The organism is Glutamicibacter sp. 363, assembly GCF_052379505.1.
GTDB lineage: Bacteria > Actinomycetota > Actinomycetes > Actinomycetales > Micrococcaceae > Glutamicibacter.
On record NZ_JBQSYR010000022.1, the window covers coordinates 52,803 to 76,977 of the forward strand.

General features: G+C 60.8%; 28 protein-coding genes and 1 riboswitch. Of the genes, 10 read left to right on the forward strand and 18 right to left on the reverse strand.

Annotation, left to right across the window (positions count from 1 at the left end):
• Window positions 1–3: 3 nt before the first annotated feature.
• Entirely contained in the window at window positions 4–396 is a 393-nt protein-coding gene (locus ACT3UA_RS13855; protein WP_096284562.1) for a sec-independent translocase, read from the reverse strand.
• A 67-nt stretch (window positions 397–463) separates the two neighbouring features.
• On the reverse strand, window positions 464–1,087 hold the full coding sequence (gene sigE / locus ACT3UA_RS13860; RefSeq protein WP_255248371.1) for an RNA polymerase sigma factor SigE: 624 nt from the start codon (window positions 1,085–1,087) through the stop codon (window positions 464–466).
• Between the two features lie 141 nt (window positions 1,088–1,228).
• Here sigE and ACT3UA_RS13865 point away from each other — a divergent pair, with 141 nt between their 5' ends.
• Window positions 1,229–1,888, forward strand: coding sequence for an O-methyltransferase (locus tag ACT3UA_RS13865; protein WP_096284558.1), 660 nt, complete (start codon window positions 1,229–1,231; stop codon window positions 1,886–1,888).
• A 65-nt stretch (window positions 1,889–1,953) separates the two neighbouring features.
• Here the strand turns inward: ACT3UA_RS13865 and ACT3UA_RS13870 are convergent, their stop codons facing one another.
• The 3 genes from ACT3UA_RS13870 to ACT3UA_RS13880 form a co-directional block, all read right to left on the reverse strand.
• Window positions 1,954–2,121: a DUF3117 domain-containing protein gene (locus tag ACT3UA_RS13870; protein WP_096284556.1), complete on the reverse strand. Its 168-nt coding sequence runs from the start codon at window positions 2,119–2,121 to the stop codon at window positions 1,954–1,956.
• A 125-nt stretch (window positions 2,122–2,246) separates the two neighbouring features.
• Window positions 2,247–2,591 carry a DivIVA domain-containing protein gene (locus tag ACT3UA_RS13875; protein WP_096284554.1) on the reverse strand — a complete coding sequence of 115 codons (345 nt, stop codon included), beginning with the start codon at window positions 2,589–2,591 and terminating at the stop codon, window positions 2,247–2,249.
• Between the two features lie 2 nt (window positions 2,592–2,593).
• Window positions 2,594–3,376: an LOG family protein gene (locus tag ACT3UA_RS13880; RefSeq protein WP_096284552.1), complete on the reverse strand. Its 783-nt coding sequence runs from the start codon at window positions 3,374–3,376 to the stop codon at window positions 2,594–2,596.
• A gap of 177 nt (window positions 3,377–3,553) precedes the next feature.
• Here ACT3UA_RS13880 and ACT3UA_RS13885 point away from each other — a divergent pair, with 177 nt between their 5' ends.
• The 4 genes from ACT3UA_RS13885 to ACT3UA_RS13900 all read left to right on the forward strand — a co-directional run bounded on the left by ACT3UA_RS13885 (window position 3,554) and on the right by ACT3UA_RS13900 (window position 6,879).
• Complete coding sequence (locus ACT3UA_RS13885) at window positions 3,554–4,285, forward strand: amino acid ABC transporter ATP-binding protein (RefSeq protein WP_217990352.1); 732 nt, start codon at window positions 3,554–3,556, stop codon at window positions 4,283–4,285.
• Window positions 4,286–4,318: 33 nt separating this feature from the next.
• Window positions 4,319–5,146 carry a glutamate ABC transporter substrate-binding protein gene (locus ACT3UA_RS13890; protein ID WP_096284548.1) on the forward strand — a complete coding sequence of 276 codons (828 nt, stop codon included), beginning with the start codon at window positions 4,319–4,321 and terminating at the stop codon, window positions 5,144–5,146.
• Window positions 5,147–5,284: 138 nt separating this feature from the next.
• On the forward strand, window positions 5,285–5,962 hold the full coding sequence (locus tag ACT3UA_RS13895) for an amino acid ABC transporter permease (RefSeq protein ID WP_096284546.1): 678 nt from the start codon (window positions 5,285–5,287) through the stop codon (window positions 5,960–5,962).
• Window positions 5,959–6,879 carry an amino acid ABC transporter permease gene (locus ACT3UA_RS13900; RefSeq protein ID WP_096284544.1) on the forward strand — a complete coding sequence of 307 codons (921 nt, stop codon included), beginning with the start codon at window positions 5,959–5,961 and terminating at the stop codon, window positions 6,877–6,879. Before ACT3UA_RS13895 ends, ACT3UA_RS13900 begins: the two co-directional genes overlap by 4 nt.
• A gap of 82 nt (window positions 6,880–6,961) precedes the next feature.
• On the opposite strand, the gene dapE is transcribed toward ACT3UA_RS13900, so the two are convergent.
• Entirely contained in the window at window positions 6,962–8,056 is a 1,095-nt protein-coding gene (dapE, locus tag ACT3UA_RS13905; protein ID WP_096284542.1) for a succinyl-diaminopimelate desuccinylase, read from the reverse strand.
• Between the two features lie 74 nt (window positions 8,057–8,130).
• Between dapE and dapD the strand changes: the two genes are divergently transcribed.
• On the forward strand, window positions 8,131–9,087 hold the full coding sequence (dapD, locus tag ACT3UA_RS13910; RefSeq protein WP_096284540.1) for a 2,3,4,5-tetrahydropyridine-2,6-dicarboxylate N-succinyltransferase: 957 nt from the start codon (window positions 8,131–8,133) through the stop codon (window positions 9,085–9,087).
• 68 nt (window positions 9,088–9,155) lie between these two features.
• Here the strand turns inward: dapD and ACT3UA_RS13915 are convergent, their stop codons facing one another.
• The 4 genes from ACT3UA_RS13915 to fdxA all read right to left on the reverse strand — a co-directional run bounded on the left by ACT3UA_RS13915 (window position 9,156) and on the right by fdxA (window position 12,733).
• Window positions 9,156–9,704 (reverse strand): hypothetical protein, encoded by a 549-nt coding sequence (locus tag ACT3UA_RS13915; protein ID WP_096284538.1) that lies wholly within the window; start codon window positions 9,702–9,704, stop codon window positions 9,156–9,158.
• Between the two features lie 198 nt (window positions 9,705–9,902).
• Window positions 9,903–11,183: a citrate synthase gene (locus ACT3UA_RS13920; protein ID WP_096284536.1), complete on the reverse strand. Its 1,281-nt coding sequence runs from the start codon at window positions 11,181–11,183 to the stop codon at window positions 9,903–9,905.
• A gap of 98 nt (window positions 11,184–11,281) precedes the next feature.
• The gene (gene dapC / locus ACT3UA_RS13925) at window positions 11,282–12,397 is read right to left on the reverse strand and encodes a succinyldiaminopimelate transaminase (protein WP_096284534.1); all 1,116 of its coding nucleotides are present in this window, start codon (window positions 12,395–12,397) and stop codon (window positions 11,282–11,284) included.
• A 12-nt stretch (window positions 12,398–12,409) separates the two neighbouring features.
• A complete protein-coding gene (gene fdxA / locus ACT3UA_RS13930; RefSeq protein ID WP_096284532.1) occupies window positions 12,410–12,733 on the reverse strand; it encodes a ferredoxin in 324 nt (107 codons plus the stop codon).
• A 184-nt stretch (window positions 12,734–12,917) separates the two neighbouring features.
• Here fdxA and ACT3UA_RS13935 point away from each other — a divergent pair, with 184 nt between their 5' ends.
• Both ACT3UA_RS13935 and ACT3UA_RS13940 read left to right on the forward strand, forming a co-directional pair.
• Window positions 12,918–13,199 (forward strand): putative acetyltransferase, encoded by a 282-nt coding sequence (locus ACT3UA_RS13935; protein ID WP_176484111.1) that lies wholly within the window; start codon window positions 12,918–12,920, stop codon window positions 13,197–13,199.
• A gap of 158 nt (window positions 13,200–13,357) precedes the next feature.
• Complete coding sequence (locus ACT3UA_RS13940; RefSeq protein ID WP_096284528.1) at window positions 13,358–13,855, forward strand: helix-turn-helix domain-containing protein; 498 nt, start codon at window positions 13,358–13,360, stop codon at window positions 13,853–13,855.
• Window positions 13,856–13,901: 46 nt separating this feature from the next.
• Here ACT3UA_RS13940 and ACT3UA_RS13945 read toward each other — a convergent pair whose 3' ends face one another.
• From ACT3UA_RS13945 to thiO, 7 genes are all read right to left on the reverse strand, one after another.
• On the reverse strand, window positions 13,902–14,330 hold the full coding sequence (locus tag ACT3UA_RS13945) for a hypothetical protein (protein ID WP_096284526.1): 429 nt from the start codon (window positions 14,328–14,330) through the stop codon (window positions 13,902–13,904).
• Window positions 14,311–16,221: a translational GTPase TypA gene (gene typA, locus ACT3UA_RS13950; protein WP_096284523.1), complete on the reverse strand. Its 1,911-nt coding sequence runs from the start codon at window positions 16,219–16,221 to the stop codon at window positions 14,311–14,313. The genes ACT3UA_RS13945 and typA overlap by 20 nt, the downstream gene beginning before the upstream one ends.
• 141 nt (window positions 16,222–16,362) lie before the next feature.
• On the reverse strand, window positions 16,363–16,899 hold the full coding sequence (locus tag ACT3UA_RS13955) for a GNAT family N-acetyltransferase (RefSeq protein ID WP_096284521.1): 537 nt from the start codon (window positions 16,897–16,899) through the stop codon (window positions 16,363–16,365).
• Between the two features lie 22 nt (window positions 16,900–16,921).
• Complete coding sequence (locus tag ACT3UA_RS13960; RefSeq protein WP_096284519.1) at window positions 16,922–18,061, reverse strand: ThiF family adenylyltransferase; 1,140 nt, start codon at window positions 18,059–18,061, stop codon at window positions 16,922–16,924.
• Window positions 18,061–18,864 carry a thiazole synthase gene (locus tag ACT3UA_RS13965; protein ID WP_096284517.1) on the reverse strand — a complete coding sequence of 268 codons (804 nt, stop codon included), beginning with the start codon at window positions 18,862–18,864 and terminating at the stop codon, window positions 18,061–18,063. Before ACT3UA_RS13965 ends, ACT3UA_RS13960 begins: the two co-directional genes overlap by 1 nt.
• Before the next feature lie 2 nt (window positions 18,865–18,866).
• Window positions 18,867–19,112, reverse strand: a complete 246-nt coding sequence (gene thiS / locus ACT3UA_RS13970; RefSeq protein ID WP_096284514.1) for a sulfur carrier protein ThiS — start codon at window positions 19,110–19,112, stop codon at window positions 18,867–18,869.
• 12 nt (window positions 19,113–19,124) lie between these two features.
• Window positions 19,125–20,243: a glycine oxidase ThiO gene (gene thiO / locus ACT3UA_RS13975; RefSeq protein WP_096284512.1), complete on the reverse strand. Its 1,119-nt coding sequence runs from the start codon at window positions 20,241–20,243 to the stop codon at window positions 19,125–19,127.
• Window positions 20,239–20,344, reverse strand: a riboswitch (TPP riboswitch). It overlaps the preceding gene by 5 nt.
• A gap of 79 nt (window positions 20,345–20,423) precedes the next feature.
• Between thiO and ACT3UA_RS13980 the strand changes: the two genes are divergently transcribed.
• Both ACT3UA_RS13980 and ACT3UA_RS13985 read left to right on the forward strand, forming a co-directional pair.
• Window positions 20,424–21,392 carry a GNAT family N-acetyltransferase gene (locus ACT3UA_RS13980; protein ID WP_217990351.1) on the forward strand — a complete coding sequence of 323 codons (969 nt, stop codon included), beginning with the start codon at window positions 20,424–20,426 and terminating at the stop codon, window positions 21,390–21,392.
• A 368-nt stretch (window positions 21,393–21,760) separates the two neighbouring features.
• On the forward strand, window positions 21,761–22,840 hold the full coding sequence (locus ACT3UA_RS13985; RefSeq protein WP_096284510.1) for an IS110 family transposase: 1,080 nt from the start codon (window positions 21,761–21,763) through the stop codon (window positions 22,838–22,840).
• Window positions 22,841–22,891: 51 nt separating this feature from the next.
• Here the strand turns inward: ACT3UA_RS13985 and ltrA are convergent.
• The coding region (gene ltrA, locus ACT3UA_RS13990) for a group II intron reverse transcriptase/maturase (protein ID WP_444616994.1) at window positions 22,892–24,175 on the reverse strand (1,284 nt) is incomplete at its 5' end.

The window sequence follows — 24,175 nt, forward strand, 5'->3', positions numbered from 1 at the left end:
GTTCTAGGTGGCTTCCGTGTCAAAGGGGGCCAGCTCGTCGGCCGCCAGCGGTTGCTGCTTGGCGGTCTCAACGGCCGTTCGCACCGGGGCCTGCGCGGGGTGCGGCGGCGCCTTGGCCGCGTTCACCGCCTCGTCGAATTCATCGACGAGCGCTTCCTTGATGATCCGCCGCGGATCGTACTGCCGCGGGTCCAGCTTGCGCCAGTCCATGTCTGCGACCTCGTCGCCGACCTCTTCACGCAGCTGCTCCTTGGCGCCATTGGCCATGCGGCGTAGTTCCTTGACCAGGTTAGCCAGTTTTTTGGCGTACTCCGGAAGCTTCTCGGGACCCAAGATCACCACTGCGAGGATGGCGAGAATAATGAATTCTCCGCCATTGATTCCAATTAACTCCACGTATGAAAGATTACCTTGTCGGCTTCGAATGGTCGAAGTCACCGCGCCACGGCGGATGACTTATGCGTCAGCCCTGCTTGGCGGTGCGCAGCCCCAACGGGATGCGCGGCAGGCTCACGGTCAACGGGGCGCGGTTGGCCGGGTTGCGGTGCGCCAACGCGTCGCGCAGCATGGCGCGCCCACGGTGGATGCGCGACCGCACGGTGCCCAGCTTCACATTCAGGATCTGCGAGACTTCCTCATAGGAGAAACCCTCCATATCGCACAAGACGATCGCCGCCCTGAAGTCGGGGGCGAGCGCCTTGAGCGCCTTGGCCACATCGACGTCCAGATTGTTGAATTCGAAGTCCCGCTCGGGGGTGACCGCGTTGCTCGGGAAGCGGTCCTCGGCGCCTTCGGCAAAACGGTCAAAACGGATTTTGGACTTGCGCCGCGCCTGGTCGAGGAACAGGTTGGTGGTGATGCGGTGCAGCCATCCGCCCATGGTGCCGGGCGTGTACTTCTCCAACGCGTTGAACGCCCGCACGAAGGCTTCCTGCGACAGGTCCTCGGCATCCTGGCGGTTACCGGTCAGACGGTACGCCAAACGGAAGACCCGTTCGCCATGGTCGTGCACCATGGAGTCCCATGAGGGGGTCTCGGTTTCGGGGCCGTCCACGGGGGCAATTAGCTGGCTACTTGCAGTGTTCACTCTTCAATTGTGACCCGGAAAGCTGAGCTGAAGCTAAGAATCGCCTGCGCACCTGCCAGCAGTTCGTCCAAGATCGGCCCAACTCGGTAGGTACGATGGTCTCCGGACCACCCGACAGACAACCCCAAGGACCTCACACTCATGCCTTCGATGAATCCAGAACTCCTCGCCAGCTGGGGCTTCAGCCAAAACCAGCTGCCCGAGCGCGATCATGTGCTTGCCGCACGCGAACGGGCCGCGGATCTTGGTGTTCGATGCATCGATCCGGCCGGGCGCTCGATGCTCGCCCTGCTCTGCACCCTGCGCGCCCCGCACAGCATCGTCGAGATCGGCTCCGGAGTGGGTGTCGCCTCCATGGCGATGCTCGAAGCCATGGGCGCCACGGGGACGCTGACGGCCATCGAATCGGATCTGGAGCATGCCAACGCCATGCGCCAGGGCCTGCGCGAAGCCGGAATCCTCTCGGCGCGCGTGCGCATCATCAACGAGCGCGCCGAAAGCGTGCTCTCCCGCTTGGCCGACCACGCCTATGACCTGGTGCTCATCGATGCCAGCGCGGAACTGCTGCTGGACTACGTGGCCGAGGCCAAGCGCCTGGTGGGTCCGGGCGGGGTGATCGTGCTGAATAACGCATTCGATGAGCACCGCCTCGCGCGTCCCGCGGTACGCCGCGCCTCCACCGTCGCCACCCGCGATGCGCTGCGCCTGCTGCGCGAGGACCCGAAGCTGCAGACCCACCTTTTCCCCAGCGAGCAGGGATTGTTCGTGGCCACGGTGCTGCCCGCACCTAAAGCGCGCTAGCGGGGCGTTCGGCGGGTAGAAAAACCGAGGGCCGGCATCTTGCCGGCCCTCGGTTTGCTAAAGAATTATTCGGTGACCCCAACTAGACAGTTACGCAGTTCAGTTGCTTCCGCACTGTTCAGCTCCACCACCAGACGACCTCCGCCGTCGATTGGCAGTCTCAAAATCAGGCTTCGACCCTCTTTGGTGACTTCCATCGGCCCGTCACCGGTACGTGGCTTCATCGCAGCCATATGAGCTGTTCCCTTCGTCCGTGGCTAACGCGCGCAACATTTTTTGCCTTGCGCACAACCCAATGTCTAAGTCCACCTTCTGCGATGATTCGTCGCTGATAAGGGACACTTATCTTCTATTATTGCTAATTTTGCGTCGTGTCGCTAATCACACGCCGGGACTCCATGTCACGAATTGTATTTTCCAGTCGGGTGATCTCGGCAGCCAGCACATCAAGGGTGTCGTCTACTTGATCGCAGCGGTAGCCGCGCAGCCCCAGCGAGAACTTCACGGAGTCAATATCGTTGGCGCGCGGATGCTCCGGCAACAACACCGGCGGCAACGACGCTTCATGCTCCACGAGCCCCACAATTGGCTCGCTCGTGGATTCGAAATGCCGGCCGGCCGGAACCGATTTCCGTTGGCTTGAAATCAGCAACGCCACGCCGCCCACGGCCAGGATTGCCAGTGCTATGAGAAAAAATGGCATGGCTAGCTCCGGCTCGATTGCTTCTTGTCCAGGTCCTCCACCATATTACGCAACACGATGTCCACGGCTTCGTCGGGATCGTCGGTGAGGTGGAAGAGATCCAGGTCCTTTGGTGAAATGGCGCGTTCCTTGGCAACCACATCCGTCAGCCAGTCCACCAGCCCACCCCAATATTCGGTGCCAACCAAGACAATGGGGAATCCTGTGATCTTCTGCGTCTGCACCAAGGTCAATGCCTCGAAAAGCTCGTCCAAGGTGCCAAAACCGCCGGGCAGCACGATGAATCCTTGCGAGTACTTGACGAACATGGTTTTGCGCACGAAGAAATAGCGGAAGTTGATGCCGCGGTTCACCCAGGAATTCAGCCCGGTTTCGAAGGGCAGTTCGATCCCCAGCCCCACCGAGGAGCCTTCCGCATCGCTGGCACCCTTGTTGGCAGCCTCCATCGCGCCCGGGCCGCCACCGGTGATGGTGATTACCCCGGACTGGGCTAGCCGTTGCCCGATGCGATAAGCCTGCTTGTAGTACAGGCTGTCCGGATCGGTGCGCGCCGAACCGAAGACCGACACCGCTGGTCCCAGCCCTGCCAACGAACCGAATCCAGAGACGAATTCCGATTGGATGCGCAGCACGCGCCACACATCGCTATGCGTGACGTCTTCCTGCGGACTCTCCAGCAGATAGCGGTCAAGTTGCTCGGCTGGCTCTTTGTTTGGCCAGCTCGCTTCAACGTGGACCTTGCGCCCTGCATGCGCATTTTCTTCGCTTTTACGCTTATGGACCATGACCTCACTCTATCGGTAACCACCCAGCATCCAGCGCATTGCCCGATGCACGATTACGGAACAGTTTGATAACAACTTTTTGTGACGCATTCGTAGCCTCGCATTATGTGCGTCACATGAAGTAATGTCTAGATTATGAAAAGCGATCAGCAAGCTCAAGCTTCTTCTGACGGCCCCATCGTTGAATTGACTGGGGTCAACAAGCATTATGGGGCACTCCATGTACTGAACGACATCAATCTTCAGGTCACGAAGGGTGAGGTTGTAGTCATTCTCGGACCTTCCGGTTCGGGCAAGTCGACGCTCTGCCGCGCCATTAATCGTCTGGAGACGATTGACGACGGCAAAATCAGCATCGATGGCAAGGTCCTGCCCGAGGAGGGCAAGGCGCTGGCGACGCTTCGCGCCGATGTGGGAATGGTTTTCCAGTCCTTCAACCTCTTCGCGCACAAATCCATCCTGGAGAACGTGACTCTCGGCCCGATCAAGGTCAAGGGTCTGAAGAAGGCCGCGGCGGACAAGCTCGCCATGCAGCTCTTGGAGCGCGTGGGCGTCGCCAACCAGGCCGGCAAATTGCCGGCTCAGCTCTCGGGCGGCCAGCAGCAGCGCGTGGCAATTGCCCGTGCGCTGGCCATGAGGCCGAAGGTCATGTTGTTTGACGAGCCGACCAGTGCGCTGGACCCGGAAATGATCAATGAGGTGCTAGACACCATGGTCGGGTTGGCCAAGGAAGGCATGACCATGCTGGTGGTGACCCACGAGATGGGCTTCGCCCGCAAGGCCGCCGACCGAGTGATTTTCATGGCCGACGGGCAGATCGTCGAGCAGGCCACTCCGCACGAGTTCTTCACCAACCCGCAGAGCGACCGTGCCAAGGACTTCCTGGGCAAGCTCATTACCAACCACTAATTCCATCACCGCATTCTGTATTCAGGAGGAATCATGCGTAAGAATCGTTTAGGCGCTGTCGCTGCAATGGCAGCCGTGGCGGCTTTGGCCCTCACTTCATGTGGCGGCGGGAGCGGCGAAGGCGATGCCGAGAGCATCCGCATCGGCATCAAGTTCGACCAGCCGGGCCTCGGCTTCAAAGACGGCAACAACTACACCGGATTCGACGTAGATGTTGCCAAGTACGTTGCCAACGAGCTGGGCTACGCCGAGGAGAACATCGAATGGGTTTCGGCCCCTTCGGCGAACCGCGAAACCATGCTCCAGAATGACCAGGTCGACATGATCTTCGCAACCTACTCGATCACCGAGGAACGCAATAAGGTTGTCGACTTCGCCGGACCATACTTCGTTGCAGGCCAGGATCTGCTGGTGGCCACCGATTCGGATATCGCCAGCCCCGAAGACCTCAACGGCAAGAACCTGTGCTCGGTCACCGGTTCCACCTCGGCCCAGAAGGTGAAGGACAACTACGCCGAGAACACCAACCTGCAGGAGCTTCCGGGCTACGCAGAATGCGTGACCCAGATGGGCGGCGGCACCATCGACGCGGTGACCACCGATGACATCATCCTCGCCGGTTTGGCGGCCCAGCCTGCCTACCAGGGCAAGTTCAAGGTTGCCGGTGCACCGTTCTCCGAGGAAAACTACGGAGTGGGCCTTCCCGACGGAACCGACAAGTGCGGCGACATCAACGCGGCGATCACCAAGATGATCGAATCCGGCGCCTGGGAAGAAGCCTTGACGGCAAACACCGAGGGCACCGGCTACACGCCGAACTCGGAAACCAACCCACCGGAACTCTCGGATACCTGCGCTTAGCAGCATCCGTAGCAAAGGGGCCAAGCGCATTGCCCTTGGCCCCTTTGCACACCTTCATGTTTCGCGGTGCCCCGTGCAGCGGGCACCACACCCATAGCCGCTTGGCCGCAGGTGCGGCCATCGAGATAGAGGCTTGCAGTGGACAACTATCTATCGATATTCACTGAATACGACGTACCCGGAGCATTCTGGGTCAACATCCAACTAACTTTCTGGGCCGCTCTGGGCGCCCTGCTCCTAGGCACGGTACTTGCGCTCCTTCGCATTTCACCGGTCGCCAGCTTCCGTGCGATAGGCGCCAGCTATGTGAACCTCATCAGGAACACTCCGCTGACGATCATCATCCTTTTCGGAGTGCTGGCGCTTTACGGGCAATTGGGCTTCAACCTGGGTGGAGATTTCCAGGGGAACTTCTTCCGCTTGGCGGTCATGGGACTTGCCCTCTACCACGCAGCATTCGTCTGCGAGGCCATCCGCTCGGGCGTGAACACCGTGCCGCTGGGGCAGGCCGAGGCCGCTCGCGCCATAGGGCTGAGCTTCTTGCCTGCGGCCCGCGAGGTCATCTTGCCGCAGGCCTTCCGCGGCGCAATCGTCCCGTTGGGCAACACCTTGATCGCGCTGATTAAGAACTCGACCGTAGCAGCCGTCGGCTCGGTGGCAACCGAGGCCTCCTCGACCATGAAGACCATGATCGAATTCCGCGCGGACATCGTGATCCCGATCTTCCTGACCTTCGCCGTCGGCTTTGTGATCATCGTGATCCCGGTGGGTCTGCTAACAACCTGGCTCTCCAAGAAACTGGCGGTGGCACGATGAGCGCCTCGATTCTCTTTGACACCCCGGGTCCTAAGGCCCGGCGAAACATCCTGGCCATCAACGTCGTCGGCGCGCTGATTGCAGCCGGACTCCTGGCTTGGATCATCTTCGGGCTGGCCAACAAGGACCAGATGCAGCCTTCCCAATGGGATGACTTCATCGAAGGCAGCACCTGGGCTAACTATCTGCTGCCGGGTCTGCTGAACACGCTCAAGGCCGCCGTGCTGGGCATCGTCGGCTCGGTGATCTTCGGCCTGATCTTCGGCGTCGGACGGCTTTCGCAGAACAAGCTCATCAACGGATTCAGCACCGTTGTCGTGGAATTCTTCCGCGCCGTGCCGGTGCTGCTGATGATCGTGTTCTTCAACGTGTTCTTCTCCCGTTCCCTGCAGCTGCCAGGAGATACCGCGCTGTGGGCTGTGGTCGCCGCACTGGTGTTCTACAACGGTTCGGTGGTCGCCGAGCTGGTGCGCTCCGGCGTGCATAACCTGCCCAAGGGGCAACGCGAGGCAGGCATTGCGATCGGCCTGACCCGCGGGCAGTCATTGCGGTTCATTGAAATCCCCCAGGCGTTGGTGGCCATGCTGCCGGCCCTGATCGGGCAGTTCATCGTCATCTTGAAGGACTCGGCCCTGGGCTACATCATCAGCTTCAACGAGCTGCTGTTCTTCGCACGCACCTACTCGTCTCCCAACGGCAACGTCCTGCAGGCACTGATCGTTGCCGCGGCGATCTTCATCCTGATCAACTTCACCCTGGGCAAGATTGCCGAGATCGTCTCGCGCCGTCTGGGCAGCAGGGAGAAGAAGGACAAGACCGGCGGCCAGGCGCCGCAGGCTGCAGTTGTCGGAGCTCCCTCGGTATTGCCGGTGGAACCAACTCCGAACGCCGAGGACGAACCGAATCCTCGGAGCTAGTCGGATTGCTCCTCGCCAGCAGTTGCCTCTCCTTTTGGGGAGGCAACTGCTGTTTTAACCCCCGGGTCCAAGGGTCCGGCTACTATTTGGTTTCGCTCAACCAGGCACGCAGGGTGTTGCGGCAATCGCGGATCGCCTGCTGCGTGACATGCTCGCCATCGGTGTGGGCCAGCAAGGCGTCGCCCGGGCCAAAGTTCACCGCCGAGATTCCCAGCGCAGAAAAACGCGACACATCGGTCCAACCGTATTTCGGCTTGGGCTCCTGCCCGAGGATCTCGACCAGCGAGGCCGCAATGGCTTGGTCCAGGCCCGGGCGGGCGCCTTCGGCACCATCGGTGCGTTCGACCTCAAATCCCTCGAACAGCGAGCGCACGGCCGCTTCGGCCTGGGCCAGGTCCTTATCCGGGGCGAAGCGGTAGTTGACCTCCACCTCGCAATAATCCGGAATCACGTTCCCGGCGATGCCACCGGAGATCCGTACCGCGTTCATCGATTCCCGGTAGGCCAGGCCTTCGACATCGACGGTCTGCGGCTCGTAGGCTGCCAAGCGTGCCAGGATCGGAGCGGCCTTGTGGATGGCGTTCTCCCCCATCCAGGCGCGAGCCGAATGCGCCGCGGCGCCGGTGGTTCGCACCAGGAAACGGCTTGTGCCATTGCAGCCGCCCTCCACCGTGCCGTTGGTCGGTTCAAGCAGAATCGCAAAGTCGGCGGTCAGCAGCTCTGGCGCATTCCGGGCCAGACGTCCCAATCCGGATTTCGCCGCGGCGACCTCTTCGTGGTCGTAGAAGATGTAGGTGACGTCATAGCGTGGATCGGTCAGTTCGGCGGCCAGAGCCAGCTGGACCGCGACCCCGCCTTTCATATCCGTCGCCCCGCGGCCGTAGAGCACCCCGTCGACCACCGTGGCCGGCACCGTGCCGCGCGCTCCTTGGGTATGCGGCAACGGCACCGTATCCAGGTGCCCGGCCAGCACCACCCGTCGCTCGCGACCGAGCCGAGTGCGCGCCACGATGGAGTCCCCGTCCCGATGCACCTCCAGGTGCTCCAGCGCCAACAACGCTTGATGGACCGCATCTGCCAACGCCTTTTCGTTTCCGGAGACGGATTCGATATTCATGATCCGTTCGGTCAAGCTGGCGACGTCTTCTCGAAGGTCTAATTCGTTCACAATACCCATCGTTCTACACTTTTTGAGTTCATACCGCTGTCATTTATCAACATTACTCGCAGTGCAAACGCTACGATCAGAGAATGACTTTTGAACCTGCAGCAACTTCTTTTGACTCCTCAGTACGTTTGGCCTCCGGTCATGGTTTGGCCACCATCGCGACCGATGGCACCGTACTTGACGTCTGGTACCCGGCCCCCGTTCTCGGTGTGCTCGCCGAGGCTCCAGAACTTTCCGGCGAACTTTCCGCCGCCGCACTCGACGACGCCCAGCGTGGCACCACGCAGAAGGTCATTTCGCTGACCATCGACCTCGATGTGGCGCCTGCCGACACCGCCGATGTGTGGCTGCGCCTGCACCTGCTTTCGCACCGCCTGGTCACCCCGAACTCGATCAACCTCGACGGCGTGTTCGGACACCTGGCCAACGTGGTGTGGACCAACTTCGGCCCTTGCCAGGTGGCGGGATTCGAAATGACCCGACTGAAACTGCGTGCCCGCGGCAACGTCGATGTCTTCGGCGTCGACAAGTTCCCGCGCATGGTCGACTACGTGTTGCCCACCGGCGTGCGGATCGCCGATGCGGACCGTGTCCGCCTCGGCGCGCACCTGGCCGAAGGCACCACGGTGATGCACGAGGGCTTCGTGAACTTCAATGCCGGCACCCTGGGCGCTTCGATGGTCGAAGGGCGCATCTCGGCCTCCGTGGTTGTCGGCGACGGCTCCGATGTCGGCGGCGGCGCCTCGATCATGGGCACGCTCTCCGGCGGCGGCAAGGAACGCATCACCATTGGCGAGCGCGTCCTGCTGGGAGCCAATGCGGGGGTGGGCATCTCCATCGGAGATGACTGCGTGGTCGAAGCAGGGCTTTACGTTACCGCTGGCACCCGGGTGCAGCTCGGTGCGAAGTCGGTCAAGGCCCTGGAGCTCTCCGGTGTCCCGAACCTGCTCTTCCGCCGCAATTCGGTCAGCGGCGCCGTGGAGGCACTGGCCCGCGCCGGACAGCAGGTCGAGCTGAACAGCGCGTTGCACGCCAACTAGTTCTCCCAATGCAAAAGGTCGAGGGACGCACCGGCTGGTGCGTCCCTCGACCTTTATCCGTGCAGTGCTCAGGGGAAGATGATGGTCACCATGGGTTGGATGTAACCGTGAAAGGCCCGCCCGTCACGCAACAGCGAGGTGCTCGCGACGATCGTCGCGCCGCCGATCAGCCAGGCCCGCGGCTCGGTGAGCGGCACGTCGATGACCTGAATCTGCATTTCTTCCACCTCTTGGGCATGTTCTACCCCGTGGTCGATGAGAATCCGTTCGACCTCGTCCATGCGCTGCGGAATATAGTCTTTGGACTGCTCGCTGAATTTCGCACGGTGCTGCTGAGCGTACAAGGTGGCCTGCCCGTAGTGCGCGCTGGCCAGCTTCGCTAGTTCTGGATAGCAGCCGGCGCCTAGGTCCGCCAGCAGATCCACGGTGCCTTCGGCGTCGCTTGTTGGATCCCGGGAAATGAGCGAATCCCACCAGGAGGACCATTCCTGCTTGATTTGCCCGGCCGCCACCTGCCGATTGCCGCGTGCCTTGATGCCAGGCGCAAGTCCGGAGTTCGGTCCCACCTCGGTCGGGTCCAGCCCGCCCAACTCGCGTAGGTAAAGTGCCAACACCATGCTCGGATTTGTATTTATGGCCAAAGTCCAATTATTGCCACGACGAAAATACACGCGCACCACCTGACTTTTCCACGCATCATTGCGCCCTAGAACCCTAGGATACGCCGAAATTCCGCGTTAAAACAGGGAACGGCCGGGCAAACACTTTCGTGCTTGCCCGGCCGTTTCGCCAAGACTCAATCGTCTATCCGCGGTTTAGACGCCCGGGTAGTTGCGCTCGGTCTCACCCATGTACAACTGGCGTGGACGGCCGATCTTGGTCTCTGGGTCCTTGATCAGTTCGCGCCACTGGGCGATCCAGCCCGGCAGGCGGCCGATGGCGAAGAGCACGGTGAACATCTTCTCCGGGAAGCCCATCGCGGTGTAGATCAGGCCGGTGTAGAAGTCCACGTTCGGGTAGAGCTTGCGTGAGATGAAGTATTCATCGTTCAGCGCCGTTTCTTCCAGTTTCATCGCGATGTCAAGCAGCTGGTTATTGCCCTGCTTGGCCAGCAGATCGTGTGCGGTCTGCTTGATGATGCGTGCACGTGGATCGTAGTTCTTGTACACGCGGTGGCCGAAGCCCATCAGGCGTACGCCGTCTTCCTTGTTCTTCACCTTCTCCATGAAGGCCTCAGGAGTTATGCCCGAAGACTGGATCTCGCGCAGCATCTTGAGCACTGCCTCGTTGGCGCCACCATGTGCTGGGCCCGACAGGGCATGGATGCCTGCGGAGACCGAGGCGAACATGTTCGCATCCGAGGAGCCGACCAGGCGCACGGTGGACGTCGAGCAGTTCTGCTCGTGGTCTGCGTGCAGGATCAGCAGCAGGTCGAGGGCCTTGACCACATCTGGGTCCAGCTCGTAAGGCTCGGCGGCGGTACCGAAGCACAGGCGCAGGAAGTTCTCGACCATGTTCATCGAGTTATCCGGGTACAGCAGTGCCTGGCCGATGGACTTCTTGTGCGCATAGGCGGCAAGTACCGGCAGCTTTGCCAGCAGGCGCAGGGTCGAACGCTCGACCTGCACGTCGTCGGTTGGATCCAGCGAATCCTGGTACCAGGTCGACAGGGCCGAAACGGCCGAGGACAGCACCGGCATGGGGTGTGCATCGCGGGGGAAGCCGCCGAAGAAGCCCTTGAGCTCTTCGTGCAGCAGGGTGTGGCGGCGCAGGGAACCATCGAAGGTTTCCAGCTCGGTCGCCGAAGGCAGTTCGCCGTTGATCAGCAGGTAGCTGACCTCGGTGAAGCTCGAGTGCTGTGCCAGCTGCTCGATTGGGTAACCGCGGTAGCGCAGGATGCCTGCGTCGCCGTCGATGTAGGTGATCGCGGACTTAGTGGCCGCGGTATTCATGAAGCCGGGATCGTAGGTTACGTTCCCGGTGGTCTTCAATAGTGGCGCTACGTTAAAACCATCATTGCCCTCGGCAGCCGGGATAACCGGTAGCTCTAGGCTGGATTCACCAAAATGTAGCTGTGCAGATTTAGTATCTGTCATTGCATCTCCTAACCGGAAAGGCTTTAGTTCCGAAAGGTCAGTCGTCACGGTAGAACATACCGCTAACTGACCCGTTCATGCTAATTAGACTGTCATCTTCACCGGGCGGCGGATGAATTCAACCGCTCAACGGCCGTGGCGATCCGTTCGTCGGAACCGGTCAGCGCCACACGTACGTGCGACTGCCCGGCAGTTCCGTAAAAGGCACCTGGGCCGGCGACGATTCCAAGCTCCGCCAGGCGCTGCAGCGTCTGCCAGCTGGAGCGGCCCTCGGTGCACCAGAGGTAGAGTCCGGCCACCGAATCCTCGATGGTCAACCCGAAGTTTTCAAGAGCTGGGCGCAACGCTTCGCGGCGCGCCCGATACAGTTCACGCTGCGCGGCCACATGCGCGTCATCACCCAGGGCGATGACCATTGCGTGCTGAATGGGACCCGGGACGATCATGCCGGCATGTTTGCGGCTGTTGACCAACGCGGGCATCAAATTCGGGGCACCGGCAACGAATGCGGCCCGGTATCCAGCGAGGTTCGATTGCTTGGACAGCGAGTACAGCGAGAGTAAATTATCCAGGTTTCCACCGTTGACCCGCGGGTCCAGAACACTGGGCACCTGACCGTCGAACTCATCCCAGCCAAGCTCGGCGTAGCATTCGTCGGAGGCCACGACCGCACCGAGTTCGCGCGCCTCGGCGACCAATTGGCGCAGCGATTCCACGTCGCGGACCTTGCCGGTGGGGTTACCGGGAGAATTGACCCAGACCAGCTTCACGCGAGCGCGTTCCGCCTCGGTCAGTTCGCTCAAATCGTCCGCGGCGATGGCCGTGGCTCCAACCAAGCGAGCACCGATATCGTAAGTGGGGTAAGCAATCTTCGGACGCACCAAGATGTCCTCGGCACCCATGCCGAGCAAGAGCGGGAGCCAGGCCACCAGCTCTTTGGAACCAACGGTGGGCATGACATCGTCAATACCGAGCCCGGTGACGTTGCGCCGTCGGGCATACCAGTCGACGATTGCCTGACGCACCGCGGGCGTTCCGTGGGTGGTCGGGTATCCATGGGAATTTGCGGCTTCTGCCAGAGCCTGCTGGATTACCTGTGGTGTGTCATCGACAGGTGTGCCGATGGAAAGATCGACAACACCACCTGGATGTTCGGCAGCCAACTCGCGGTAGGGTGCGAGCTGGTTCCAGGGGTAATCGGGGAGCTCAAGCATAAAAGGGGGAACCTAGCCTTGGTTTTGCAGAGGCAGGACACTGATCAACGAGTGATCATTTCCTGTGTTTCCAATCTTAGCGGCGCCACCGGGTGAACCAAGTTCGTCGAAAAACTCGACATTGGCCTTGTAATAGTCGGCCCACTCGTCCGGAACATCGTCCTCGTAGTAGATGGCCTCGACGGGGCACACCGGTTCACAAGCACCACAGTCGACGCACTCATCGGGATGAATGTACAGCGAGCGTTCGCCTTCGTAAATGCAATCTACCGGGCACTCTTCGACACACGCCTTGTCTTTAACGTCGACGCACGGCTGGGCGATGATGTAAGTCACGGGTGCTGAGACCTTTCTTAGCGCAATTTTAAGATTTCACTTCGGTTTCACGGATTTAACGACTGCTCGTTGAATCCGCAAGTAAGCTCTAGCTACAGTCTAGTCCTGATACCCATGCAAGGGATCTCGCACACTCATCCTGTGACGTAATCGACCATTCACATTTCGTTGCGCGACTGCGAAAGTGAATTCTTCTTACAATTACATGACGGAAAATATGCTCAAATTTGAAGATCTTACTCCCGGTGACCGCATTGTGGTCCGCTACCGACTTACCGAGTCATCTGTCGCCACAGGCAACCGCGCCAGCAGCGACGTACTTGGGGAGGTCATCGAGGTGAATGCGGACAAGATCCGCATCAGCACTCGGCGCGGCCCGGTCGAGGTGGAGCGTGAAAATATCACCCATGCCAAACGCGTTCCGCCGCCACCGGTACGCCGATCTCGTCCGCCAACCCTGAAGTAACCCCTCCGCGCGAGCCCGCGCGTTGACAGGCCCGCAGAGGTTCCACGGAGCCCCGCGGAACTCCTTGCGCGGTTGCGCCGCCGCCCGCAGACCGCTGGTTTCGCGACATGTGATTTGAAGATACCAATCACTGGGCCAATTTCGCGTATGCTGGCCATATGCCGTCCGACGAACATGTCCAAGCCCGCGCTCGAGCATTGAGCTCGCCGTTGCGGCTTAGAATTCTGCGCCTATGCCTGCATGAGCCTCGCACCAACAAGGAAATAGCTGACATTCTCGAGTTGAACCCGGCTACCTCGTTGCATCACGTACGCACGCTGGTGAGCAGCGGTTTTCTCAGCGCAGAGGAACCTCGCCGGGGAAACCGGGGGGCGAAGGAAGTCCCCTATCGCAGCACCCGCCAATCGTGGGGTACCCGCATCCCCGATGCCGCTCCCCTGCTTGTGGACACGTTCTTGCAGGAAATCAACGGGCTGGAGCCCGAGGAAATTCAGGTCATCCGCGTGGGGTTGAAATTATCCGAGGCTACGCAGAAGGAAATGATGGGCCGCATTCGCGCGGTTATCGAAGACTATGCGATGCGCGAACCGGAGGTTGACGGCGTTGCCACCTCGTTGTTCCTGGCCCACCACCTCGATGTGACCGGCAATAAGTAGTTTTTGCGCAAAAAAATCCCCAGCCATTGGCTGGGGATTTTTTGGCTTAACGCTGGCGTTTGCGAAGCACTCGCAGTGCAGCGGTTAACGCGATCACGGCGGGCACGATCATCCCATACATCCACAACAGGGACGCGATGGTCGGACCTGGCAGGTACTGAAGGTACTGCAACGGCAAGATCAGCGTGTCGTTTCCGAAATAGGAAATCGAGCCGACGACCAGGTAGCAGCCGATGAAGCCGACCGCCCCGGCCCAGAGCTTGCCCGAGGCAATCACAGACCAGTAAACGAGCAGCCCCAGCAGCAGCCAAGCCAGCAGCACTCCCCAGACCAGCGGGATATCGCCCGCGTAGCTCAGCGAAGCGTGGATTGCCGTACCGAGTAAACCTGCAACCACGGCGGCAACCAGGCCACGCAGCAGCGCGCCCGGGTTGCCGCCGACGGTGAGCGGCTGGTTAGCTCTTTGCTCGTGCACGCGTTGCCTTGGCACGGTCGTTTGCGTTCAGCAGCACCTTGCGGATGCGGATCGCTTCCGGGGTCACCTCAACGCACTCGTCTTCGCGAGCGAATTCCAGCGACTCTTCGAGAGTCAGGTTACGCGGTGGGGTCAGGTTCTCGAAGGAGTCCGAGGAAGCCGCACGCATGTTGGTGAGCTTCTTTTCCTTGGTGATGTTCACGTCCATGTCATCGGCGCGCGAGTTCTCGCCAACGATCATGCCCTCGTAGACCTCTTCGGTTGGACGCACGAAGAAGTTCATGCGTTCCTGCAGGTTGATCATCGCGAACGGAGTGACCACGCCAGCGCGGTCAGCCACGATCGAACCGTTGATGCGGTACTCGATCGGACCGGCCCATGGCTCGTAGCCTTCAGCCAACGAGGCGGCAATGCCGGCGCCGCGGGTTTCGGTCATGAAGCGCGTACGGAAGCCGATCAGGCCACGGGCTGGAACCATGAATTCCATGCGGACCCAGCCGGTGCCGTGGTTGGCCATGTTGGTCATCCGGCCCTTGCGCGAAGCCATCAGCTGGGTGATTGCGCCGAGGTACTCCTCTGGCACGTCAATGGTCATGTGTTCCATTGGCTCGTTGACCTTGCCGTCGATCATCTTGGTGACAACCTGTGGCTTGCCAACGGTCAGTTCGAAGCCTTCGCGGCGCATCTGCTCGACGAGGATTGCCAGTGCCAATTCGCCACGGCCCTGAACTTCCCAAGCATCCGGACGCTCGGTTGGCAGTACGCTCAACGAAACGTTACCGATCAGTTCCTTGTCCAGGCGGTCCTTGACCTGGCGCGCGGTCACCTTGGCACCCTTCACCTTGCCGGCCAGCGGCGAGGTGTTGATACCGATGGTCATCGAGATGGCCGGTGGATCAACGGTGATCAGCGGCAATGGCTTTGGGTTCTCAAGGTCGGTGAGGGTTTCACCGATCATGATGTCCTCGATACCGGCGACTGCAACGATCTCGCCCGGACCGGCTTCTTCGGCCGGAACGCGGGCCAGGCCCTTGGTGGCCAGCAGCTCGGTGATCTTGACCTGCTTCATGGTGCCATCCTGGCGGGCCCAGGCGACGACCTGGCCTTTGCGCAGGGTGCCGTTGAAGATACGCAGCAAGGCAAGACGGCCAAGGAATGGCGAGGCGTCAAGGTTGGTGACGTGCGCCTGGAGAACTTCGCCCTCGTTGTAGGTCGGGGCCGGCACGTGCTTGATGATGGTCTCGAACAATGGCTCGAGGTCCTCATTGTCTGGCAGGGTGCCGTCTTCTGGCTGGTTCTTCGACGCGTAGCCGGCCTTGCCCGAAGCGAAGACGACAGGAACGTTCAAGATCGCGTCCAGATCCAGATCTGGAGCTTCATCGGCCAAGTCCGAGGCCAGACCCAGCAGCAGATCCATGGAGTCGGAGATGACGCCTTCGATGCGCGAGTCCGGGCGGTCGGTCTTGTTCACGACGATGATCACCGGAAGGTTGGCGCTCAAGGCCTTGCGAAGCACGAAACGGGTCTGTGGCAGTGGACCTTCGGAAGCGTCAACCAGCAGAACCACGCCATCGACCATGGAAAGGCCGCGCTCGACCTCGCCACCGAAGTCAGCGTGACCCGGGGTGTCGATGATGTTCATGGTCATGTTCTTGCCCTCGGCGGCCGGACCGCTGTAGAACACCGTGGTGTTCTTAGCAAGAATGGTGATGCCCTTCTCGCGTTCCAACTCGCCGGAGTCCATCACGCGATCTTCGGTTTCACCGTGGCTGTCGAATGCACCAGTCTGCTGGAGCATTGCGTTGACCAAGGTGGTCTTGCCGTGGTCAACGTGAGCAACGATTGCTACGTTGCGCAGGTCGTCGCGACGGATGAGAGTTGTATCTGACATACGGGAAGGCTCACTTCGTGTAGAGAATTTAGGGTCTCGGAGGCGGGGCCACAGGCGACCCAACATACTATTTTACGCGCTCGAGGCAATTGCGTTGTTTATCTGTGGCGCAACATACAGAAATTACTTGATTAACGGGATCTAGCCGCGTGTTGAAATCCAATAGCGGAGCTTCGTATTTCCGCCGTTTTCTTCAACCGAGGGACGGTTTTGATCTATTTGGCCGCCGCACGCGATAATCGTTGCGCGCGAGGCGGCGTTCTGCTTATCACAGGTTACCAAAGCCGAGTCGACACCGTGGGATCCCAGCTCGGCGAGGGCGAATCTGCACAGTTGGGTGGCGATTCCCTGTCTGCGAAATTTCGGGACTACACCATAGCCCAGGTGTCCGCCGACTTCGCTGAGATAATCGTTGAGTTCGTACCTCACCGAAACACGGCCAACGAGTTGTCCGTCCAGTTCGGCAACGAACAGTCCGCTGCGCACCCATCCCTCGGGGACGAACTCGCCGCTGCGCCCCTCGGCCATGCGCTCGATGTACGCCTCCCAGTTTTGGCGTGCGGACCACGTCGGAAGAAAATCAAAGTCATCGTCCAGCAAGTCGTGATGAGCGGCGATAGCCTGCCTTTCATCATCCGGAACAAGCTCTCTGATCACTAGTTTCGTGGAACGCTGCATAACCTCAGTATGTCAGCACCGGCTAGTAAGTCACTATTTCATCGCGGATTTCCGCAAGCCACCCAAGCGTTCCCCCGCGCAAACTCCGCACCCGGGCGCTGCCTTCGGGGAGCGACTGGTTCAATTCCGTGGCGGCGCGCAGCGAGCGAACACCGGTTTTGCACACGAAAACCAGCTCGGTTGCGGGGAAGCTCTGAAGCTCCCGCCAGCCTTCGTTGGCAAGTCTTTCCAGCGGGAAGTGGACACTGCCGGGAATGACCGCAAGCTCGCGTTCCCACCCCTGGCGAACATCTACCACCAGGACTTCCCGGGCGGCCCGAAGCAGTTCAAATTCACTTGCGTTCAGCTCCTGGGCGGAGCCTGCAACCGCACAGGACGCCACGGTATATTCACCGAGCCCGGTGACCGGAGCACGCTCCGGATCTCGTGCAAACGTCAAGATGCGAACGCTTGCCTCCAACGCGTCGTAGAGCCAGAGCTTTCCGCTCAAAGGTTCTCCGACGCCGGTGATCAGCTTCAGCGCCTCGGTGGCCATCAGCGAACCGATGACTCCGCAAAGGGCCCCGAAGACTCCTCCCTCGGCACAGGAAGGGACCGAATCCGCTTCCGGGAGGTCGGGAAAAATATCCCTGAGCATTGGGCCCACTCGGGGGTCGAACACCGAGACCTGACCGGAGAATTGGAAGATGGTGCCCCAGACCAGCGGCGTCTGGGTCAACTCCGCGGCATCGTTTGACAGGTACCGGGTGGCGAAATTGTCGCTGCCGTCAATCACCACATCGTGTTCGGCAAAAAGTTCCAACGCGTTGCCAGGATCCAGTCGCTGTGCGTAGAGCCGCACAGAAACTTCGCTGTTCAGTTCTTCCGCCAGGCGCCGCACCGATTCAACCTTAAGCTGGCCCTGGTCCGTTTCACGGTGCACGGTCTGGCGTTGCAGATTCGAGAGTTCGACGGTGTCCGGATCGATCACGCTCAGCTCTCCGACGCCGGCCGCGATCAGGTAGCTGGCGATAGGGCTGCCCAATCCCCCAGCGCCCACGATCAGTACCTTCGCGTTCGCGATACGCTCTTGGCCTTCCACACCCACCCCGGGCAGGGACAGATGGCGGGTGTACCGGGCGAGTTGTGCACGGCTGCGCGGCGGCATCGGCTTGGTAGACATCAGAATTCTCCAACGAGTCTTTGCATCATTCCCGCTGTCGGAGATGAGGCCAGCGCGAGATCGCGTTGCGGAATACGCCCGGCAAGGAACGCCGCGCGCCCGGCCCGGACCGCGTCGCGCATCGCGGCGGCCATCAAGGGCGCGTTTTGCGCTCGGGTCACCGCACTGGCGAGCAGCACCGCATCGCAGCCGAGCTCCATCGCCTTGGCCGCATCCGAGGCGGTCCCCACCCCGGCGTCCAGGATCACCGGAATCCCGGCGCGTGCGGTAATCGTTGAGATGTTGTGCGGATTCAGGATCCCCATTCCGGAGCCGATCGGGGATCCGGCCGGCATGACCGCTGCCACGCCGAGCTGTTCGAGCCGCATGGCCAGGGCCGGATCATCGTTGGTGTAGGCGAACACCTTAAAACCGTCGGCGACGAGTTCTTCGGCCGCGGCGAACAATTCGATGGGATCCGGCAGCAGCGTATGCTCATCGGCGATCACCTCGAGCTTGATCCAGTCGGTTTCCAACGCTTCGCGCGCCAGCTGGGCGGTGAGCACCGCATCTCGCGCGGTGAAGCATCCGGCGGTATTGGGCAGCGGGCGCACCCCGTTGCGCGCCAGAAGCTCGTACACCGATCCGGAACCGGCCGCGGCGAAATGGCGAATGGCGACGGTGGTCAGCGCGGTGCCCGAAACATGCAGGGCCTGCTCGAGGGTATGCATCGAGGTCGCCCCGCCGGTGCCGAGAATCAGCCGGGAGTCGAAGCGTTCCCCGGCGACCTCGAAGCCATCGGTGTCAAGAGTTAGCTCTTCCATCTTCAGCCTCCCTGAGCCGCGGTGACGAGTTCAACCCGGTGGCCGGGCTTCAGCTCGAAGTCATTCCAGCCACTGCGCGGGACAACTGCCGAGTCCACCGCCACCGCAACGCCTAAACGCGACCCGTCGCTGGCCCGTCCGTCCGTTCCGATGCTCTTTCCCAAGTGCGCCGCGAGCAGCTCGCGCACGGTGCTTCCCGCCGGCACGGTGGCCGCCTCGGTGTTGAGGATAAATTCGATCTGTTGCATCTTCTCTGGCTCCTAAAATGGTGTGCTGTTGGCGAGTTGCGCGCCAAACCTATCGAGTGAAACGCTGGTCAGCTGTTGTGCATCTGCCGGGTTCCCGAGCAGCAGCTCGGTCCCCAGCCGTGCGCCGAGCGGGGTAAGCAGCACCCCGTGGCGCGAATAACCGGTGGAAACCACCAGTCCCTCATCTACGCGTCCGAGCAGCGGCCGATCATCGGGTGTCGCCGGTCTGGCCCGCACGATCGCCTCGTTCAAGGTGGTGTCGACGATGCCCGGCACGAGCCTGCGCGCATTGTCCAGCAGGGCGTGCATTTCTCCCACGTTCACCTGCTCTTGGCCGTCCTCGCGGCTCGACGCGCCCAGCACGAGGCTTCCATCGGTGCGTGGCACCAGGTAGACCGGCTGCCGATGCACGATTCCGCGCACGGTGTGCTTGATCAGCGGCGCGCCCACCGGTCCTTGGAGCCTGAGGATGTCTCCGTAGACCGGGCGCAATGGCAGAGCCGGCGCACCTGCTAGCGCGCCCAACCCGTTGGCAAGCAGTACCTGATCGCCATGGATTTCTTGGCCAGTTGAGGTAAGCACTCCACTGGTCCGTGATCCCTGGCGCAGCAGCCGCACCGCCGTTTCGCGCACGATCGACCGGTCAAGCTCATCGATCAGGATGCGCAGCAGGGACCGCGGGTCCAGTTGCTGGTCTTCGGCGCAGCGGATGGCGCCGGCGATGCCGGTGGCAAGCGCCGGCTCGAGTTTGCGTGCCGCGCTGCCCAGCAGCCGCTCGGCGCTGAATCCCAGCGAGGCTTGCAGCTTCATGAGCGCAAGCAGTGCGTCCATATCCGCGGTTTCGGCGGCGACGACCAGCGTGGAGTTTTCTACGTACGCTGGTCTGCTGCCGGTGGTTTGTTCCACGCGGTCAATGAATGCGGGGTATTCCTTGGCCGAAGTGGCCATCAGGCGGTGAAGTGCGCCCTGTCCCCAGGTGGTTTCGGCGGTCGGTGCGAGCATTCCCGCCGCGGCGTGGCTGGCTCCTAGCCCAGGCGCCGGATCCACTAGCGTGATTTCGGCGCCGCGGGCGCGCAGTTCGAATGCCGTGGCAAGCCCGATGATTCCGGCGCCGACAATGACTATATGCACGAAGGCATTTCCTTCCTACGGCGGCATGACCCGCATCAGGTGTAGCGGTCGGCACATGGCCCTCTCAGCCCAATCGCTGTTGGGCTCCCGCGGAGTACTTGGATTATAAGCATGCCTCAGCTCACTTTGGCGAACTTCATGACTTCAACCTGTGCTTCTGCCTGTGTTTTACTCGTTGGCATGAGCGAATTCAGTGGTCCGGAGGATTTGTCTACCGATCATCGGCTGGCACAGGTTGTCATCGATGGCGAACGGCAACTGCTCTTGCCTGCCGTCCGCCGGGATCGGCAGGCATTATTGCGGCTGCTCCACGCAGATTTCGAAGAGGTTGGTGCCTCGGGCAGGTGCTATTCTCGCGCGCAGATTATCGAGCAGCTGTGCAATGAACCAGTCGTTGAATCGACTAGGGACGAAGTGCATGATCCGCGCGTGCGCAGGCTCAGCGATTCGCTGCTGATGCTGCGGTGGCGAACCAAGCCGGAGAACCTGAGCCAACGCACCTCGCTCTGGGTTCATTCGGCCCAAGGTTGGCAATTGCTCTTTCATCAAGGCACCGGTCAATCTGCGTCGTCCCAGATCAGCGGCCGGCGGCTCGGCGCCGCTGGGCAAACGACGGCATCTTTGCGTCCGCTTCGCCTAGCGGATGCACCGCAAGTCCTCGCGGCCTTCCTTTCGAGCCCGGATATGGCCCGGCAAGGCGAGGTGAGTACGCTTGCCGAGGCCGAAGCCTATGTCCGCATGTTGCTCGAATTCCCGGCCCGGCAGGTTCCGTTGGCCGTCGTCGAGAATTCTGCGCTCGTTGGCCTGGTGTGCGGGATCATCGATGAGGCGAACCTGAGCGCCTGGGTCTGGTATTGGCTGCACGCGGAGCATCGGGGCCGCGGGTTGAGCAGCCGGGCGTTGGCCGCCCTCTCGGCGGAGTTATTCTCCAGCTACCGCTTGCAGCGACTGGAGTTGGGTTTGCGCGTGAACAATCCGGCGTCGAGGATAGTCGCCGAGCGTTGCGGGTTCATTCTCGAAGGACGCGAGCGCGGCAAGTTCCTGATCGATGGCCAGCGGATCGATGTGTTGAATTATGCGCGGTTGCCCACCGATCCCATCCCGCCGATCAGTCCGCTGGAGTTTCGCGCGGAGGCGGCGGGAGGCTGATTTTCTTCGGGGCCGCAGCGGAACGGAATCGAGTAGGTGGGGGTGTCTAGCCCCCACCTCTCACACCACTGTGAGTCTTGTAGTGGCTGGTCTGGGATCAGCTGGCAAGGTAGGAACCAGGCCTCTCACTGCCGGGAACATGACTCATCACACTACTGACCCGTATGGTGTCATTGTCCGGAATTGTCTGCTCTCGGTGGTGGGCGGCCGGCACCTACCCGGCCCACCCCGGTAGCCTGATCAGAAGATTGTCCACCCAACAGGGCGTGACCCATCACAGTGTTGCTCCGACGGTGACCTCTCCCCGGACCGGTACCGGCCGTACGGCCGAAACCCTTGTCCGTGAAAAGAAGAGAGCACCGAGCCGCATGACTATCCTCCCCCAGAGCATCGCCAAAACATACTCCTACATCATCGGCGTGGACACCCACGCGAAAAAGCATGTCTACGCCATCATCACCAACAGTGGTGAACACCTCGAAACCCGCGATTTCCCCACCACCAGCGCCAGCATCAAACGAGCCATCGCCTGGGTCGACAGACGCACCGGTGGAGATGCCAACACCCTATGGGTGATCGAAGGAACAGCCTCCTACGGAGCGATCCTCACCGGCGCCGTCTCCGACGCCGGTTACACGGTCGCCGAAGCCCCCGGCGGCTACGCAAAAGCCGGACGCGGCGTGGGCAAAACTGATCCACTAGACGCCCAGAGAATGGCCGCAGCAGCGCTACCAGTGGACTGCGAAAAGTTACGTATTCCACGGCAGAACGACGGGGCCCGCGCCGCATTACGCGTACTGGTCACAGCCCGTGACATGCTGGCCGTAGAACGCACGAAATACGTCAACGCACTCACCGCGCTTCTGCGTGTGACCCTGCTGGGTATCGATGCCCGCAAACCCTTGAGCAACGCTCAGATCCTCGAGGTGGCGGGCTGGCGCACCCGGGATGAAACCATCGAATTACGGGTTGCCCGCGCCGAGGCGGTACGCCTGGCCCGACGCATCGGTGAACTAGACACGGACATCAAGGAGAACTCCTCGGAAATGTCTGAATTGGTCAAGCTCAGCGAAGGCAAGGAACTGCTTAACGTCACAGGTATTGGGCCGGTGGTCGCGGCGGTCTGCGTAGCGGCCTGGTCGCATCCCGGCCGAGTGCGTTCGGAGGCCGCGTTCGCCTCCTTGGCGGGAGTGAATCCTATCCCTGCGTCTTCGGGGAATACGGTGCGCCACCGGCTCAATCGGAGAGGGGACCGAAAGCTGAATAAGGCGCTGCATACTGCTGCATTGGTGCGGATGACCCATGACGAGGAGACGAGGGCCTACGTTGAGAAACGTACCGCGGAAGGCAAGACAATCAAGGAGATCCGCCGGTGCATCAAACGGTTCTTAGCTCGCCGAATCTTCAAGATCCTTGAGTCCGCCGAAATGCTACCGAGCAAGGCTTGACAGATATAGAAGAATCCGGACATGCGGGCCCGCATCCGGCGGTTCGCCAAGTCATTTAAAACGGTCCCAAGCCCGGCGAAAGAGCAACACACCCAACTCTTCCCAATAGGAATTCGGCAGGGCACGCTGAAGAATCGGAGAACCAGCCACACGCCAATAAGCACGCGAGCTATTACCCCACTGGTAAGCCTGATCCTTGACGATACCCAGACGACGAAGATTCGCCACCCGAGTCCTCGGAAGCTTCCATTCCTTCCAACGGATCTGACGCATCCGATGCCGAAACCACTTATCAAGCTCAGAGAACTTCTTCGGTGTCGCAGACAACCGGAAATAGCCCATCCAACCCCGAACATAACGGTTCAGCTGACCGATGCGGTAGTCTATCGACACACTCCACTTACGGGAAGTCAGCCTCCGAATCGTATCCTTCATGCGTTTGAACGCCTTCGGAGCAACCCGAATCTGCACCCCGCCCCTGACGAAGTAAAATCCGAAGCCCAGCAAAGTTGCAACATTCGCTGGATTGACCACGGACTTGTGCCGATTGACCTTCAGCTTCAGGCGCTGTTCAAGGACTTTCGTCGCCTGCTCCAGCACCCGCGACGCAGCCCGCTTAGACCTCACAAAAATCCTGATGTCATCGGCGTACCGCACAAAGCGATGATCCCGAGACCAGAACTCCTGATCAAAATCATCCAGCATAATATTCGACAGCAACGGCGACAAAGGCGACCCCTGCGGGGTTCCCTCCGCTGTTTCCCGGCGAACACCCTGCGCCATGATCCCCGCTTCAAGATAACGGCGAACAAGCTTCAGAACCCGCTTGTCTTTCACCTTCCGCGCAACCCTAGACATCAGCACGTCATGGTTCACCCGATCAAAGAACGCATCAAGATCAACCTCAACAACCCACCGATACCCTTGGGAGATCACCGTTTGGGCGACCTTCACCGCATCGTGGGCGCTTTTACCCGGCCGGAATCCATAAGAGACCGGCACAAACCCCGGATCAAACACCGGAGACAGAACTTGCGCGAGAGCCTGCTGAATCAAACGATCCAACACGGACGGCACACCCAACATCCGTTGACCACCATCAGGCTTCGGAATCATCACCTGACGCACCGGCAACGGCGCATAAGTGCCAGCATCAAGCGCCCTACGAGTATCAGCCCAGTGTTCACCGACCCAGTCGCGCAATACACGCGCTCCCAGACCGTCAACACCAGCGGCACCCTTATTACGCTCAACACGTTTCAATGCGAACATCAGATTCTCCTGCGAGAACACTCGTTCCCACAGATCAACCTGTTGATCCCTGATTTCTTCCCC